The following is a 16,132-nucleotide window of genomic DNA, read 5'->3' as shown; positions in this document are numbered from 1 at the left end:
TCATAATTCCTCCTCAATATACGCGGTTGCCTCGGTCTTTGCCCGCCCCCCGCGCCTCGTTAAATAGATTAGAAAACGATGGCCAGCCTTGCGGAAGCCACTTTATCGTAAGGGATCGCCTGCTTGCGGCGGCCGACCGTCACGACCAGCGTCGCGCCGTCGAATTCCTCCAGGCGTCCTTCAAACTCCTTGGCTCCGTCGATCTTCTCGTACGTCGTCACGAACACGTGCTTGCCTACCGCCTTGACGACGTCCTGCGCCTTCCTGAGCGGGCGCTCCGCGCCCGGCGAGCTGACTTCCAGGAAATACGCGTCTTCGATCGGGTCCAGCTCATCCAGCTTTACGCTGATGAATTCGGAAAAACGGCCGCAATCGTCAATGTCGATGCCGCCTTCCTTATCCACGTAAATACGCAAAAACCAGTTGCTTCCCTCTTTCACGTATTCCACGTCCACCAGTTCCAACCCGTTCTCCTCCAGATAGGAGGTCGCGCAGTTTTCCACGATGGATTTGATTTGCGGTGAATTCAATAATATACCTCCCGAAGTTCCAAATGGATGGCCGCAGCCTTCGCATCTGCTCGCAAATATGCGTTCGCAGCCTTAAAGACCCGCAGACAAAACGGAAAGAGTGGGTTTCCCCACTCTTCTGCAGACAGTGTTATCCACATGATTACCAAAAATAATATAACATAACCTTACAGCCTCTGGCAACCACAACTTTCCTGACCTGCCGCCGCCGCCCTTAGAACAGACTAAGCTGATTCGATTCCGGCAGCCCCCGGAACGCGCCGAGTCCGGACAGCAGCTCGATGATCGTTTTACTTGCCCGCGACCGCTGCTGGAAGTCCTCGATCGACAGGAAGTCCCCGTCTTCGCGCGAAGCGGCGATGTTGCGCGCCGCGTTCTCCCCGACGCCGGGGATGGCGCCGAACGGCGGAATCAGGCTGTCCCCGTCGACGATGAAGCGGGTCGCTTCCGAGCGGTACAGATCGACGGTTTTGAACTTGAAGCCCCGCGCCGTCATTTCCAGTCCCATCTCGAGAATGGAGATCATGTTCTTCTCCTTCGTCGTCGCCTGGAAGCCTTTCTCCTCGATCTCGAGCAGCATCTTCAAGATCGCGTCGTACCCTTGGCAGAACAGCTCGACGTCGAAGTCTCCGGCGCGCACCGAGAAGTAAGTCGCATAATATTGGATCGGATAATACAATTTGAAATAGGCCGTTCTTACCGCGGAAATGACGTACGCGGCGGCGTGCGCTTTCGGGAACATGTACTCGATGCGCAGGCAGGAATCGATGTACCATTGCGGCACTTTGCAGCGCTTCATCTCCTCGATCCACTCCGGAGTGAGCCCCTTGCCCTTACGCACGCTCTCCGTGATCTTGAACGCGAGCGACGCGTCCATGCCCGCCTTGTAAATCAAGAAAAGCATAATGTCGTCCCGACAACCGATAACCGTCTTGATCGTACACGTGTTGTTCTTGATCAGCTCCTGGGCGTTGCCCAGCCATACGCCGGTTCCGTGGGACAATCCCGAAATCTGCAGCAGATCGGCGAACGAAGACGGTCTCGTCTCCTCAAGCATCTGGCGCACGAACCGCGTCCCCATCTCCGGCACCCCGAACGTCGCCACCGGAGAACGAATCTGCTGCGGCGTGACGCCGAGCGCTTCGACGGAGTTGAACAGGCTCATGACCTTCGGATCGTTCATCGGAATCGTCGTCGGATCGACGCCGGTCAAATCCTGCAGCATCCGCATCATCGTCGGATCATCGTGTCCCAGAATATCGAGCTTGAGCAAGTTCGCGTCGAAGGCGTGGTAATCGAAGTGCGTCGTTTTCCACTCCGCGCTCGTATCGTCGGCCGGATACTGGACCGGCGTAATGTCTTCCACTTCCATATAGTCCGGTACGACGACGATGCCGCCCGGGTGCTGCCCGGTGCTTCGCTTGACGCCCGTACAGCCGGCGGCCAGACGTCCCACTTCCGCGCCCCGCCACGACTTGCCGTGCTCTTCCTCGTATTTCTTCGTGAACCCGTACGCGGTTTTCTCGGCAACCGTGCCGATCGTTCCGGCGCGAAAAACGCTTTTCTCGCCGAACATGACCTTCGTGTAATTGTGCGCGTTAGGCTGGTATTCGCCCGAGAAGTTCAAATCGATATCGGGAACTTTGTCCCCTTTGAATCCAAGGAACGTCTCGAACGGAATGTCCTGCCCTTCCCCGCGCATCATCGTGCCGCAATTCGGACACGTCTTGTCCGGCAAGTCGAAGCCGCTCGGCACGCTGCCGTCGAGAAACCATTCGCTGTGCTTGCACTCCGGATTGCTGCACAGATAGTGCGCCGGAAGCGGGTTAACCTCGGATATGCCGAGGAACGTAGCGACGATCGACGATCCGACGGATCCCCGCGAGCCGACGAGATAGCCGTCCTCGTTCGACTTTTTGACGAGCCGCGCCGAAATCAGGTAGTTGGCCGAGAAGCCGTACTTGATAATCGGCACGAGCTCTTTCTCCAACCGGGCCGTCACCACTTCGGGCAGCTCGTCCCCGTACATCGTGCGCGCCGTCGCGTAGCACGTATTGCGAATTTCGTCGTCCGCGCCCTCGATAATCGGCGTGAACAGCTCGTCCGGAAACAGCTTGATCTCCTCGAACCGGTCGGCCAGCTCGGACGTGTTGGTGACGACGACTTCGTAAGCCTTCTGTTCCCCGAGAAACTTGAACGCCTCCAGCATCTCCGTCGTCGTGCGGAAGTGCGCGTCCGGCTTGCGCTGGTCCTTAAGCGGGCTGAACCCGGTTATCCCGTGGATTGTGATGTCCCGGAAAATTTTGTCCCGCGGCTGCAAGTAGTGGACGTTGCCCGTCGCGATGACCGGCTTCGTCAGCTTCTCCCCGAGTCGGACGATGCGGCGCAGCGCCTCTTCCAGAGAAGCTCTGCTGGAGACGAGCCCTTTCTCGAGCAGATGCATATAGAAGTCGATCGGCTGGATTTCCAGCACGTCGTAGAACGCCGCGACTTCCTCCGCCTCCTCGATCGATTTGTTCAGCACCGTCTCGAACAGTTCGCCCTTCTCGCATCCCGAGATGACGAGCAGCCCTTCGCGATACTCGATCAGCTTGCTCTTCGGAATACAGGCCACGCGGTGAAAATACTCGGTATGAGACATGGAAATGAGCTTGTATAAGTTCTTCTTGCCGACCGCGTTCAGCGCGTAAATGCCGCAATGGAACGGACGGGTCGTCTTCCAGCCGTTCTCGTTAAGGTCGTTGAGCCGGTGCAGCTCGTTCACTCCGCGGGTCAGCAAATCCTTCAGCAAGCCGTTCAGAATGCCGCCCAGCGCAACCGTATCGTCAATCGCGCGGTGGTGGTTTTCAAGCGACACCTTGTAGAGCGAAGCGAGCGTGTTGAGCCGGTGATTTTTCATCGTCGGGTGAAGGTATCGGGCGACCTCGAGCGTGTCCAGCGCCGGATTGGGCAGCGTCGGCAAGCCGAATTGCTTGCACGAATGCTGGATGAAGCCCATATCGAAGCGTGCATTGTGCGCGACAAGCACCGCATCCCCGACGAACGCAATGAATTCCTTCAGCTTCGGCTCCAGCTCCGGCGCGTCCCGGACCATGTCGTCCGTAATGTTCGTCAGCTGCTGGATGTTATACGGAATCGGCTCGTGCGGATTGATGAACGTCTCGAACCGGCCGATCTCCTGGCCGTTCTTCATCTTGACGCCGGCAAGCTCGATAATCTTGTTGTCGGTAACCGAGAGACCGGTCGTCTCGATGTCGAATACGACGTACTCCGCGTCTTCCAGCGTCTGCTCCCGCGGTTGGATGACCATGCCGACCGAGTCGTTGACGACGTTCGCTTCCACGCCGTACATCACCTTAATGCCGTGCTTCTTGCCGGCCTTCGCCGCGTCGGGGTAACATTGCACGTTGCCGTGATCGGTTACCGCAATCGCCTTATGCCCCCACTTGGCCGCCGTTTTGATATAGACGTCGACGGGCGTCACCGCGTCCATCGTGCTCATCGTCGTATGCAGATGGAACTCGACGCGCTTCTCCTCGGCCGTATCCTTCGGCTCCGGCGGAGCGGGAACTTCGCGAATATCGTTCGGGAACATCACGAGCTCGGGGGGATTAAGGAAGCGGTCGTATTCGACTTTCCCCCTCATCTTCACCCATTTGCCGTTGGCCAGCAAGCCAAGCATCTTGATGTCCTCTTTATTTTTGCCGAAAATCTTGATCGACAGCGAGTCCGTAAAATCGGTAATCGAACACGTGAACAGCGTGCTGCCCGTCCGCAGCTCCTTCGTCTCGAGGCCGAAGATGACGCCTTGCACGGTCACCTTCTTCTCTTCCTCGCGAATTTCCTGGATCGGAACCGGAGGCTCCTTGATCTCGTAGCCGTGCTGGAGCACTTGCGGCGCTTCGCCTTCCTCGACCGCCGGCGCTTCTTCCCGGGCGCTCGCCATAAGCTGTTCGATCGCGGCGCGGTTCTCCTCCTCGATCTTCTGCGTAAATTCCGTATACGTATCGGGACTCGGCTCCCCGACCGTCATTTTCACGCGAAACGTCCGAAGAAACCGCCGCTCGAAAAACTTGACCGTGTAAACGTCGATCTCCTTCTTCCGAGCCAGCCCGAGATTCGTCTCGTTCATCAGCTCGATCGTCAGGACGTCTCCGTCCACCCCCACGTTCGCCTTCGCGAGCCATCCGTTGACGGACGCGACCTCCCTCTGCATCCGTTCCACGAAAGCCTGCCAATATTCCTTGACGATGCTGTCCGTGGCGACTTCCGGCCGGTAATTCAGAACGATGTCGACGTCCGCGATATGTCCGAGCTTCGCCTTGACCCGCTCCAACAAACCTATGTAAATGTTTCTCGGAAGCAATGCGTCCTTGCCGATCGTAATCGTCCATCGTTTGCGGGACCGGCTGATTTCCACCTTCTCGATATACCCGTCCCGAAAATGCTGCCCCAGCCACTCGGTCGGGAGCTCCGCCTGCTGCAGCAGCACTTCGAATCGCTTGCGCCTATCATCCGTCGGCTGCATCCTACGTTCCTCTCCTTGCCTATCGCCTGAAATATAAAAGCTTCCGTGAAAAAGGCCGACGCGGGAAACCCGCGCCCGGACACCGTCTTCCATCAGAAGCTGACGTTGCGCTTTCTATTTATTTTACTAGAAGGCTACCGAACGGGCAACCCACATCCTGTCGAAACTATCCGAAGGTAAAGAGCAATCGATTGGAAAAAGAGGGACATCTATCTCCTGGAGTCTATCTCCTGGAGAGCGAAGCGCCAGCCTCTTGCAGTCATGAAATCACCCCTCCACGGGTTTGACAATTCGGATTTCATGACCGCAACAGCTGCGGAAGGAGATAGATGTCCCGGAAAATTTCTATCGAGTGCTATAGTACTTCCGATCAGTACGCCCGGGCGAACACGACGGTATGCGCGGCAGCGTCGCCGCACACGAGACACTTGCTCTTCTTCTCGGCAGGCTCGAACGGAATGTTCCGGCTCGTGGCGCCGGTCTCTTCCTTCACCTGCTTCTCGCAAGCTTCGGAACCGCACCAGCCGGCCAAGGCGAAGCCGCGCTTCTCTTCCATCGCCGCCTTGTACTCGTCGAGCGTATCCACGGAGAAGAAGTTCTCCTCGCGGAAAGCGCGGGCGCGCTCGTACATGTCGGCGTGGATCTGCTCCAGCAGCGCCTGAACTTCGGCGACCAGGTTGTCCAGCGGAACGGACTTCTTCTCCCCCGTGACGCGGGAGACGAGCACGCACTGGCCGTTCTCCAGATCGCGGGGTCCGAGCTCCAGACGGATCGGAATGCCGCGCATCTCGTATTCGTTGAACTTCCAGCCCGGCGAGACGTCGGCGCGATCGTCCACGCGCACGCGAATGCCCGCGGCTTTCAGCTGGGCGTACAGCTCGTCCGTCTTGCCGATGACGACTTCGCGCGTCTTCGGCGGGCCGATCGGAATCATCACGACCTGCGTCGACGCCACCTTCGGCGGCAGCACGAGTCCGCGATCGTCGCCGTGCACCATGATCAGCGCGCCGATCAGACGCGTGCTGACTCCCCAAGAGGTCGTATGGCAATATTGCTGCGTATTCTCGCGGTCCAAATACTTGATGTCGAAAGCGACGGCGAACTTCGTGCCGAGGTAATGCGACGTTCCAGCTTGTACGGCTCGTCCGTCCTTCATCATCGCTTCGATCGAATACGTGTCGACCGCTCCGGCGAACCGCTCCGACGGCGTCTTCTCGCCTTTAATGACCGGAATCGCCAGTACGTTCTCCACGAAATCGGTGTACACGTCGAGCATCTGCATCGTCTCTCTGCGCGCGTCCGCTTCGTCCTCGTGCGCCGTATGGCCTTCCTGCCACAGAAACTCGCTCGTCCGCAAGAACGGCAGCGTTCTTTTCTCCCAGCGCACGACGTTCGCCCACTGGTTGATCAGCAGCGGCAGATCGCGGTACGAATTGATCCACTTCGCGTACATATGGCCGAACATCGTCTCCGACGTCGGACGGATCGCCAGCTTCTCTTCAAGCTGCTCGCCGCCGGCTTCGGTCACGAAGGGCAGCTCGGGGTTAAACCCTTCGACGTGCTCCTTCTCCTTGGTGAAGAAGCTTTCCGGGATGAACAGCGGGAAGTAGGCGTTGCGGTGGCCCGTCTCCTTGAACCGTCTATCCAGCTCCCGCTGCATGTTCTCCCACAGCTCGTAGCCATCCGGGCGGAACACGATGCAGCCGCGCACCGGCGAATAGTCCATCAGCTCCGCTTTTTTAATGACATCGATGTACCAGCGGGAGAAATCCTCGCCCTGCGGCGTAATCTCCGTTACGAATCCTTTATCCTTCGACATGACGCTCCTCCAACTCCAGCATACGGCTTAATTTCTGACCAAACCTACAATATCGTTATACGTCACTACGATCATCAGCAGCATCAGCATGGCGAACCCGACGAGATGCACCATGCTCTCCCGGTTCGGATCGACCGGCTTGCCGCGGACCGCCTCCAGCCCGAGGAACAGCAGACGGCTTCCGTCCAGCGCCGGAATCGGCAGCAGATTGAAGATGCCCAAGTACAGGCTGAGAATGCCCGCCCACAGCGTCAATTGCGCCACGCCCTGCTGCGCGATCTCCACCGTCACCTGCGTCGTCTTGACCGGACCTCCGACGTCGTCCAAGTTGAAGTCCCGAATGAGCTTCTGGAAGCCCTCGAAGATCCGCTTCGTCATCTCGACCATCGTCTCTCCGGAGAAACGGATCGTCTCCAGCGCGCCCGGCGCGCGCATCTCTCCGATCGGATAGATGCCGATCTTGCCCGTCTCCGAGTCGGGAGTCACCTTGATCGGCAGCTCCACGCCGTCCCGGTCGACGACGATCTGCAGCGGTTTGCCCGCCGAGGCGCTGATCTTCTCCACCATCGCGTTCAGGTCGCCTCCGATCGGCTCCCCGTTGATCGACTTGACCCAGTCGCCCTTCTCGATGCCCGACTGTTCGGCCGGAGCGTCCTCCACGACTCTCGAGATGAACACTTTCGAAGAGTTCTCGAGCGGAACCCCCTGCATCACCAGATACAGCGCGAACAGCACGAATGCCAGCACGAAGTTCATGACCGGACCGGCGAAAATCGAAAGCGCCCGCTGCCCGACCGTCTTATGCCCGAATTGGCGGTCGATCGGCGCGATTTGCGTCTCCCGGCCTTTGGCGATAATCTGCGCCTGGGGATGCACGGAATACCGTTCGATGTCGCCGTCGATATCGAGCGTGACGAACAGGCCCTTCTCCAGGTCGAGCGACTTCACTTCCCCGCGCATGACGTCCGACCGTTCGTCCAGACGGTCCAAGTAGATGCGCGTGACTTTGTCGTCCTTCACGCGGAGCGCCACCGTCTGTCCCGGCTGCACCTCGACGATCTCCGGGTCCTCTCCGGCCATCCGGACGAAGCCGCCGATCGGCAGCAGCCTCAGCGTATAGCGCGTCTCGCCCTTCTTGACCGAGAACAGCTTCGGTCCGAAGCCGATCGCGAACTCGCGCACGAGAATGCCCGCCCTGCGGGCAAAATAGTAGTGACCCCATTCATGCAAGGAAACGAGCAAGAAAAACATCAATATCGTCAGCAGCGCAACCTGTAAATTTCCCATCTGTCCAACCCCTTTGCGATTCGAAAGCAACCGTCCGGGCTTGCCGCCCCGGCTCGGCTGATCTTAGATTAACATTATTGCCCGAGCCGTTACAAGCGAGCCCGCAGGGGTTAACCGGCCGATTCCGCCTCGCGGCGCGCCCACGCGTCCGCCTCGAGAATCGCCTCCAGGCTCGGAGACGGGACCGCCTCGTGCTTGGCGAGCGCGCGCTCGATCGTATCCTCGATCGCGAGGAAAGGGATTTCGCCCTTCAGGAACCGCGCGACGGCCACCTCGTTCGCCGCGTTGAACACGGTCGTGGCCGTGCCTCCGGCTCGCCCCGCCTCGTAAGCGAGGCGCAAGCAAGGGTACCGCTCGAAGCTCATCGGCCTGAAGTGCAGCGTTCCCTGCTTCAGCAGATCGAGCGGGGAAGCCGGTGAGACGACGCGATCGGGATACGTAAGCGCGTATTGAATCGGCACGCGCATGTCGGGATTGCCGAGCTGCGCCATCACGCTCGTATCGACGAACTCGACCATCGAATGAACGATGCTCTCCGGATGCAGCACGACGTCGATCTGATCGTACGGCAAGCCGAACAGCCAGTGCGCTTCGATCACTTCCAACCCTTTGTTCGCCATCGTCGCCGAATCGATCGTCACCTTGGCGCCCATGCTCCAGTTCGGATGCTTCAGGGCGTCTTCCACCGTCACGTGTTTGAGCTGCTCTCTCCCGAGATCCCGGAAGCTTCCCCCGGAAGCGGTCAGCATCAGCCGCTTGATCGCCTTCGCAGGCTCTCCGTTTAAGCATTGGAAGATCGCCGAATGCTCGCTGTCCACAGGCAGGATGGAGACGCCCTTCTCCTTGGCGCGGCTCATGACGAGATGCCCGGCCGTCACGAGCGACTCCTTGTTCGCGAGGCCGATGTCGGCTCCCGCCTCGATCGCCGCCAGCGTCGAAGTGAGGCCCAGGCTGCCGACGAGCGCGCAGACGACGTAATTCGCTCCCGATTCGCCGGCGATCTGCCGCAAGCCCTGTTCCCCGTGCACGACCTTAACGTCGGAAGGCGCTTCCGCTCTTACCCGCGCGGCCAGCTCCTCAGTGCCGGCCGACACCCATTTCGGCTTGAAGCGCCGCACTTGCTCGAGCAGCAAGCCGATGTTGGCTCCAGCAGCGAGACCTACGACCTCGTAGTCTTCCGGACGCCGCGAGATCACGTCGAGCGTCTGGGTGCCGATCGATCCCGTGCTGCCGAGAACGGCTATTTTTTTCATAGTCAACCTCCGCTGTCCACTCTATGTTTATGTAACCAATCGCCGGATTATCCTGCCAGCAGCCCAATCAAATGGACGAGCGGAAACACGATCAGCCAGCTGTCCGTTCTGTCCAGCACGCCTCCGTGTCCCGGCAGCAGTTGCCCGGAATCCTTCACGCCGCGGAACCGCTTGTACGCGGACTGCACGAGATCGCCCAACTGTCCGGCGACCGCCGCCGTCAATCCGATCAGCGCCGCCCGGCCGTATCCGAGCCATTCCGGCTGCGCGTAAGCGAAGATCAAGCCGGCCAACACCGCGATCGCCAGGCCGCCGAGCGCCCCTTCGATCGTCTTGTTCGGGCTGATCGACGGCCACAGCTTCGTCCGTCCGATCGCCTTGCCGACGAAATAAGCGCCGGCGTCTGACGCCCAGATGCAGGCGAACGTCAGCGCCGACCAGAAGATGCCGTGCTCGAGATCCCTCGTGACCGCCATGTAGTGAAAACCCATTCCCACGTACACCGCGCCGAGGAACAGCACGCTCGCGTTTTCCAATTGAATGCGGTTTTTGCTGAACACCGTCGCGGCCAGCAGCGCGAACATGAGCAGCCAAGCGACCGTCTCCATCGACGGAAGCGTTCCTTCGAACGGAAGCTCCGGCAGGGCGATCAGCAGCACCGCGACGAAGCCGAGCAGCACGTCGGGACGCGTCCAGGCTTGTCCGTTCAGCCTCGCGAACTCCCAATATCCGATAAGCGCCATGGCCAGCAGGAGACCGGTGTAATACCAACCTCCCGCGACCAGTAAACCGATGAATATCGCTCCGGCGACGACGCCGGTAACGATCCGCTGACCCATGCCGTCACAGCCCTCCGTAGCGGCGCGCGCGCCGCTGATATTCTCTGATCGCATCGTACAGATGCCGTTCGCCGAATTCCGGCCAGAACACGTCGGTGAACCAGAACTCGCTGTAGGCAAGCTGCCACAGCATGAAGTTGCTGAGCCGTAGCTCGCCGCTCGTCCGGATCAGCAGGTCCGGGTCCGGCAAGCCGCTGCTCAGCAGCCTCTTCTCGAAATCGGCTTCTTCCAGCGCCTCCGGATCGACCTTCCCGGCAGCGGCCTGCCGGGCGACCTCCTTGACCGCTTCCAGCATTTCGTGCCGGCTCCCGTAATTCAGGGCAAAGTTCAAAATGAGACCCGTATTGTGCGCCGTCCTGCGTACCGCCTCTTCGACCGCGGCCACCGTATGGTCGGGGAGCTGCCCCCGATCGCCCATCATCCGGACCTGAACGTTGTTCTCGATCAATTCCTCCAGCTCGATCGCCAGAAACTCCTGAGGCAGCTTCATCAGGAATTCGACTTCCGCCTTCGGCCTTTTCCAGTTTTCCGTGGAGAAGGCGTACAGCGTCAACACTTCGACGCCGACACGATCGGCGGCTTTCGTGATGCGCTTCACGGCCTTCATTCCATTATGGTGCCCGGCGATGCGGGGCAATCCTCTCATCTTCGCCCAGCGGCCGTTCCCGTCCATAATGATCGCCACGTGCTTCGGAATGTTGTCGCCGGACGGCAGTTCGTCATCGTCCGCCCGCATCCGTTCCATATCTTCTGCCGTGAACGCTCCGACGCGCAGCTTGCGGAACCATTTTCCGAACAGACCCATCTTTGCTTCCCCCTAGTAGCGGCAACGCTCACCCTGTAGCCAGTCAAAAGAGAATAAACCCCACCTTGCGGAGGGGTCGTGCGCTTACCCTTTACACTTCCATGATTTCTTTTTCTTTGGCGGCCAAAATTTTGTCCACCTCGGCGACGAAACGGTCCGTCAGCTTCTGCACGTCGTCCTGGTGGCGACGGGACTCGTCCTCGGAAATCTCGCCTTTTTCCTTCTTCTTGATCTCGTCGTTGGCGTCGCGGCGAATGTTGCGGATCGCCACCTTCGCCTCTTCTCCGAACTTCTTCGTCGATTTCGCCAGCTCCGCGCGGCGCTCTTCCGTCAGCGGCGGGATGTTCAGGCGAATGATCGAGCCGTCGTTGGCCGGAGTAAGGCCGAGATCCGACTTCTGGATCGCTTTCTCGATCGCGGACAGCGCCGTCTTATCCCACGGCGTAATGATGATCGTGCGGGAATCCGGCGTGTTGATCGCGCCCATCTGGTTGATCGGCGTAAGCGTTCCGTAATATTCGGCTTGCACGCGGTCCAGCATCGCGGCCGACGCGCGGCCCGCTCTCAAGGTAACAAGGTCCCGTTTCAATGCGCCCAACGCCTTCTCCATGCGTTCTTCGGCGTCTTTTTTAATCGCTTGCGGCATTAGTCAATGCTCCCCTTTACGATCGTGCCGATTTTCTCGCCCATGACGGCACGCTTAATATTGCCTTGCTCCGTGATCGCGAATACAAGAAGCGGAATATTGTTGTCCATGCATAACGAGGATGCGGTCGAATCCATGACGCCAAGGTTTTTGTTGAGCACGTCCATGTAGGTGAGCTGCTCGTACTTCTCCGCGCCCGGATCTTTGAACGGATCGGCGCTGTAGACGCCGTCGACCTTGTTCTTGGCCATCAGAATGACTTCGGCCTCGATCTCGGCCGCGCGAAGTGCCGCGGTCGTGTCCGTGGAGAAGAACGGATTGCCCGTTCCCGCCGCGAAGATGACGACGCGTCCCTTCTCCAGATGCCGGATCGCGCGTCTGCGGATGTACGGCTCGGCGATCTGCTGCATCGCGATCGACGTCTGCACGCGGCTCGGCACGTCCATCTGCTCCAGCGCGTCCTGCAGCGCCAGCGAGTTCATGACGGTGGCCAGCATGCCCATGTAGTCGGCCGTCGCGCGATCGATTCCCTTCTGGCTGCCCGCGATGCCGCGCCAGATGTTGCCCCCGCCGCAGACGATCGCCACTTCGACGCCCAGCTCGATCACTTCCTTGACCTGCTCCGCGATCGACAGAATCGTCGCCGCGTCGATGCCGTATCCGTTGTTGCCAGACAGAGACTCGCCGCTCACCTTTAATACCACGCGTTTATAAACGGGACGTTCCAACTTTTTGTACCTCCAGCATGCATATTTAAAAAAGAGGGAACACGCCGTGTTCCCGGATCGATAAATCTTATTGGTTGACTTGCGCCATAACTTCTTCTACGAAGTTGTCGACTTTCTTCTCCAGGCCTTCGCCCAGCTCGTAACGAGCGAATCTGCGGATGGAGATTTTCTCGCCGATTGCGGCGATCTTCTCGTTCAACAGCGTCGTGATCGTCTTGTCTTGGTCCTTGACGAACACTTGCTCGAGCAAGCAGTTCTCTTCGTAGAACTTGTTCATGCGGCCCTCGACCATTTTGTCGACGATTTTCTCCGGCTTGCCTTCGTTCAGCGCTTGGTTGCGGAGAATTTCTTTTTCCTTGTCGAGCTCGGCTTGGGACACTTCTTCGCGGCTCAGGAATTTCGGGTTGGCCGCCGCGATTTGCATCGCGATGTCCTTCACGAACGCGCGGAATTGATCGGTTTTGGCTACGAAGTCGGTTTCGCAGTTGACTTCGACGAGAACGCCGATCCGGCCGCCTGCGTGAATGTAAGATTCCACGACGCCTTCGGTTGCAACGCGGTCGCCCTTCTTGGCTGCTGCCGCAAGGCCCTTCTCGCGGAGCAGTTCGGCTGCTTTCGTCAGATCGCCGCCCGCTTCCTCCAACGCCTTTTTACAATCCAACATGCCTGCTCCCGTTCTTTCGCGGAGCGTTTTAACGTCTGCTGCATTAATTGCCATGGGGGACTCCTCCTAAGTAGGTGCTCCCCGCGCCCTCGAGCGCGAGTGAGGCTGATCTTTTTTTGGAAAAAAAGGGCGGTGAGAAGTTACCCTTCTGACCACCCTTCGATCGTGACTGTATGTTCGAACCGGAATTTTCCTTGATTAAGCCGTCGTCTCTTCGCCTTGGCGGGATTCGACGATCGCGTCGGCCATCTTGGCCGTCAGCAGCTTAACCGCGCGGATCGCGTCATCGTTACCAGGGATAACGTAGTCAATCTCGTCCGGATCGCAGTTCGTGTCGACGATGCCGACAATCGGGATGCCCAGCTTGCGAGCTTCCGCTACCGCGATGCGCTCTTTGCGCGGATCGATGATGAAGAGGGCGTCCGGCAGCTTGCGCATGTTCTTGATGCCGCCGAGGAATTTCTCGAGACGCTCTTTCTCCTTGCGGAGAATGATGACTTCTTTCTTAGGCAGCACTTCGAACGTGCCGTCTTGTTCCCATTTGTCCAGCTGGTGCAGACGGTCCGTACGCTTCTGGATCGTGGAGAAGTTCGTCAGCGTACCGCCCAACCAACGTTGGTTGATATAGTATTGACCGCTGCGCTCCGCTTCTTCCTTAACGGAATCCTGAGCTTGCTTCTTCGTTCCTACGAACAGCATCGTTCCGCCGTTCTCTGCGAGTTGACGCACGAAGTTGTACGCCTCGTCGACTTTCTTAACCGTTTTTTGCAAATCGATAATGTAAATGCCGTTACGTTCAGTAAAGATGTACTTATCCATTTTCGGGTTCCAACGACGTGTCTGGTGACCGAAATGCACGCCTGCTTCAAGCAGCTGCTTCATGGAAATGACTGCCATCTTCCTGCACCTCCTAGTGGTTTTTGGTGAATCGTCCGCCGCTTCTCGCGCTTTCCGCCAAAACTCGTCCGGATCTCCCAAACAAGCACCGTTGACGGAATTGAAAAGCGTGTGTTTTTTACACCGAGAAATAATATACCATATCGTCAACCGTCGCGCAATGGCCCAGCGCTTCGCTTCGGCAAATTTCTTAGCGCACGCGCGAATCGCGCGGCGATGCGCTTCATCGCGATGCAAAGAGAATGCGGCATTTGCTTATTTCAGCGCCCACAGCATAACGGCAAAAGGGGCCAAGCACAAATAGAAACCGATCCAATTCAAAATCCGCGAAGAGGCCTTAACCCGTTTCGTGGAGTAGAGAGAAAAAAGCAGACCCAGCAAGGAAAAACCCGCTGCGCCGAATAAATAAAGCAGCTGCTCGTTGCCGCCGGTTAAGAAATGCGCATAAAACTCGTAAACGAAAACGCCCATTAAACATAGGGATGCCGTCCCCGCTAGGGCGGAGCCGGCAGCGAAGCGGTTATTCGAGATCCATTCCCGCCTTTGTTCCCGCGGGTGCCCCATAGCGTCATCTCCATAACGGTCAACTAGGTCATGCTTACTTCTTGCGCACAAGCTCGTCCATAATTTCCTGATACGTCGGCTTCCCCTTGAAGACGGCCGTTCCGACTTTCATCTTCGTGGCGACCGGCCTCGTCTCTTCGATAAAAACTTTGACGTCGTCGATGACGCCGAGCTTCAGCAGCTCTTGCCCGACTTCCGTCAGACTCATTCCGTAGCTGATGTACAGGGACACCTGCTCCGTCGCTTCGGCAGCGGGGGGCGCCTCTTCACTCTCGGAATTCGGCGTCGCGGACGGCGCCTCCGAGGCCGTCTGCTCCTCTCCTGAGGCATCCGGCTGCCCGGAATCGCCTTCCTCTCCGGAGGATTCGCCCTGGCCCTCCTGCTCCGACGCAGCCACGGCCTCCTGCACGCGCGCATCGAGCTGCTCCTGAGTGAGCAGCAGCAAGCCTGCCTTCTTCGCTTCGTCGCTAAGCTCCTCGGGCGTCATCTGCTCCTGGGGCAAAGGCGCGTTCTGCTTCTCGGCGAACGTAATCATCTGCAGCATGATCGCGCCGACGATCAGCCCGATTCCGAATCCCATCAGCCAGCTTCGATGTTTACGCATGCCGCTCCTCCTGTCTGGCCAATTGCAAAATAAGCTGCACTTCGCCCTTGTTCATGCCGGTCGCTTTGGCGATCTGTTCGACGGATTTGCCCTTCTCGTGCATATCCAGCAGCTCCGCGTATCGGCCGCGTATCGTCGCCGGCGGCAGCTCGGTCTCCGGGAAGGCCGACGATTCCGGCGCCGCATCTGCGGCGTAGGCGGCGATCGTCGGTGCGACGGCATCGACGACGGATGGAGCTTCCGCAGGATTGGATGTGCTTGTTGAACGAGCGGGAGTTGTAGCAAGAGGAGAAGCCGAGGGGGGGTAATCCGCTGGCGCTGCGGGGAGGCGGGACTGTTCCGTCAACGACTTCATCTGCTGCTCCAATTCGACGATTCTGCTTCCGAGCGTCTCGACCGTGCCGTCGTGCTCGCGCTTGAACTTGGCGACCGCGTCCAGCAGCTCGCGATTTTCCGCCTCCAAGTCCTCGAGCAGCCGGTTATACGACTCTTCGCTGACGAACTCCTGCTTGGGGCCGACATCGCCGGATTTGGGCATCATCCACGCAAACCCGGTTATCGCGGCCCCGAGCGCAACAATGTAAAACCACGGTTCCACCCTGAACTCTCCTCTCATCTTGCCGATCATGCTGCGGTCAGCCCATAAAATCGATGTGTCTTCCTTTATACGGATGCTCCGGGGCTTTGCTCTCCTCCGCGGCCTGATCCTGCGACGAGGACGTCTTCGCCCCCGGCTTCCGCTTATTCCGCTCGCGAGGCTCCCGCTCGGAGATCGTTCCTCCCGAAGCGGATTCCGCCTTGTTGCTTCTCGTCGCGTTCTGTTCCGCCGTCTTCATCGCCTGCTGGCCAAGCAGCCCCTGCTCCGTGGTCGGGCGCTGCTGCTGCTGATGCTGCAGCGACGTCATCTCCACGGAACGCGGCATAGAAACCTGCATATCGATCGGTTTGTAGCTCACGTCGCATCACCT

General features: G+C 58.8%; 14 protein-coding genes. All 14 read right to left on the bottom strand.

The annotated features are described in order from the left end of the window. Positions 1 to 68: 68 nt before the first annotated feature. A complete protein-coding gene (rimP, locus tag B0G52_RS09255; RefSeq protein WP_094043445.1) occupies positions 69 to 530 on the bottom strand; it encodes a ribosome maturation factor RimP in 462 nt (153 codons plus the stop codon). A 214-nt stretch (positions 531 to 744) separates the two neighbouring features. Beyond that, positions 745 to 5,058 (bottom strand): PolC-type DNA polymerase III, encoded by a 4,314-nt coding sequence (locus B0G52_RS09250; protein WP_094043443.1) that lies wholly within the window; start codon positions 5,056 to 5,058, stop codon positions 745 to 747. Between the two features lie 370 nt (positions 5,059 to 5,428). Further along, complete coding sequence (gene proS, locus B0G52_RS09245; RefSeq protein ID WP_094043441.1) at positions 5,429 to 6,877, bottom strand: proline--tRNA ligase; 1,449 nt, start codon at positions 6,875 to 6,877, stop codon at positions 5,429 to 5,431. A 27-nt stretch (positions 6,878 to 6,904) separates the two neighbouring features. Beyond that, positions 6,905 to 8,164 (bottom strand): RIP metalloprotease RseP, encoded by a 1,260-nt coding sequence (gene rseP, locus B0G52_RS09240; RefSeq protein ID WP_094043439.1) that lies wholly within the window; start codon positions 8,162 to 8,164, stop codon positions 6,905 to 6,907. Positions 8,165 to 8,274: 110 nt separating this feature from the next. Continuing rightward, complete coding sequence (locus B0G52_RS09235) at positions 8,275 to 9,417, bottom strand: 1-deoxy-D-xylulose-5-phosphate reductoisomerase (protein WP_094043437.1); 1,143 nt, start codon at positions 9,415 to 9,417, stop codon at positions 8,275 to 8,277. A gap of 47 nt (positions 9,418 to 9,464) precedes the next feature. Beyond that, the gene (locus B0G52_RS09230; RefSeq protein WP_094043435.1) at positions 9,465 to 10,256 is read right to left on the bottom strand and encodes a phosphatidate cytidylyltransferase; all 792 of its coding nucleotides are present in this window, start codon (positions 10,254 to 10,256) and stop codon (positions 9,465 to 9,467) included. Positions 10,257 to 10,260: 4 nt separating this feature from the next. Next, positions 10,261 to 11,001, bottom strand: a complete 741-nt coding sequence (locus B0G52_RS09225; protein ID WP_094044021.1) for an undecaprenyl pyrophosphate synthase — start codon at positions 10,999 to 11,001, stop codon at positions 10,261 to 10,263. 151 nt (positions 11,002 to 11,152) lie between these two features. Continuing rightward, positions 11,153 to 11,707 carry a ribosome recycling factor gene (gene frr / locus B0G52_RS09220; RefSeq protein ID WP_094043433.1) on the bottom strand — a complete coding sequence of 185 codons (555 nt, stop codon included), beginning with the start codon at positions 11,705 to 11,707 and terminating at the stop codon, positions 11,153 to 11,155. Further along, a complete protein-coding gene (pyrH, locus tag B0G52_RS09215; protein WP_094043431.1) occupies positions 11,707 to 12,435 on the bottom strand; it encodes a UMP kinase in 729 nt (242 codons plus the stop codon). The genes frr and pyrH overlap by 1 nt, the downstream gene beginning before the upstream one ends. Positions 12,436 to 12,502: 67 nt before the next feature. Then, positions 12,503 to 13,153 (bottom strand): translation elongation factor Ts, encoded by a 651-nt coding sequence (gene tsf / locus B0G52_RS09210; RefSeq protein WP_094043429.1) that lies wholly within the window; start codon positions 13,151 to 13,153, stop codon positions 12,503 to 12,505. 144 nt (positions 13,154 to 13,297) lie between these two features. Next, the gene (rpsB, locus tag B0G52_RS09205) at positions 13,298 to 13,996 is read right to left on the bottom strand and encodes a 30S ribosomal protein S2 (RefSeq protein WP_094043427.1); all 699 of its coding nucleotides are present in this window, start codon (positions 13,994 to 13,996) and stop codon (positions 13,298 to 13,300) included. 598 nt (positions 13,997 to 14,594) lie between these two features. Further along, entirely contained in the window at positions 14,595 to 15,164 is a 570-nt protein-coding gene (locus tag B0G52_RS09195) for a hypothetical protein (RefSeq protein ID WP_094043423.1), read from the bottom strand. Next, positions 15,157 to 15,762 (bottom strand): hypothetical protein, encoded by a 606-nt coding sequence (locus B0G52_RS09190; protein ID WP_143762543.1) that lies wholly within the window; start codon positions 15,760 to 15,762, stop codon positions 15,157 to 15,159. The genes B0G52_RS09195 and B0G52_RS09190 overlap by 8 nt, the downstream gene beginning before the upstream one ends. Positions 15,763 to 15,799: 37 nt before the next feature. After that, entirely contained in the window at positions 15,800 to 16,120 is a 321-nt protein-coding gene (locus tag B0G52_RS09185) for a hypothetical protein (protein ID WP_094043419.1), read from the bottom strand. Between the last annotated feature and the right edge of the window lie 12 nt (positions 16,121 to 16,132).

Source organism: Cohnella sp. SGD-V74 (genome assembly GCF_003001675.1).
In the GTDB taxonomy this organism is placed as follows: Bacteria; Bacillota; Bacilli; order Paenibacillales; family Paenibacillaceae; genus Cohnella.
This window is presented reverse-complemented; position numbering and strand designations above follow the sequence as displayed.

Excerpts from the sequence above, each read along its gene's own strand:
- B0G52_RS09250 (WP_094043443.1), bottom strand. The coding sequence starts at position 5,058 with ATGCAGCCGACGGATGATAGGCGCAAGCGATTCGAAGTGCTGCTGCAG.
- proS (WP_094043441.1), bottom strand. The coding sequence starts at position 6,877 with ATGTCGAAGGATAAAGGATTCGTAACGGAGATTACGCCGCAGGGCGAG.
- rseP (WP_094043439.1), bottom strand. The coding sequence starts at position 8,164 with ATGGGAAATTTACAGGTTGCGCTGCTGACGATATTGATGTTTTTCTTG.
- B0G52_RS09235 (WP_094043437.1), bottom strand. The coding sequence starts at position 9,417 with ATGAAAAAAATAGCCGTTCTCGGCAGCACGGGATCGATCGGCACCCAG.
- B0G52_RS09230 (WP_094043435.1), bottom strand. The coding sequence starts at position 10,256 with ATGGGTCAGCGGATCGTTACCGGCGTCGTCGCCGGAGCGATATTCATC.
- B0G52_RS09225 (WP_094044021.1), bottom strand. The coding sequence starts at position 11,001 with ATGGAACGGATGCGGGCGGACGATGACGAACTGCCGTCCGGCGACAAC.
- frr (WP_094043433.1), bottom strand. The coding sequence starts at position 11,707 with ATGCCGCAAGCGATTAAAAAAGACGCCGAAGAACGCATGGAGAAGGCG.
- tsf (WP_094043429.1), bottom strand. The coding sequence starts at position 13,153 with ATGGCAATTAATGCAGCAGACGTTAAAACGCTCCGCGAAAGAACGGGA.
- rpsB (WP_094043427.1), bottom strand. The coding sequence starts at position 13,996 with ATGGCAGTCATTTCCATGAAGCAGCTGCTTGAAGCAGGCGTGCATTTC.
- B0G52_RS09195 (WP_094043423.1), bottom strand. The coding sequence starts at position 15,164 with ATGCGTAAACATCGAAGCTGGCTGATGGGATTCGGAATCGGGCTGATC.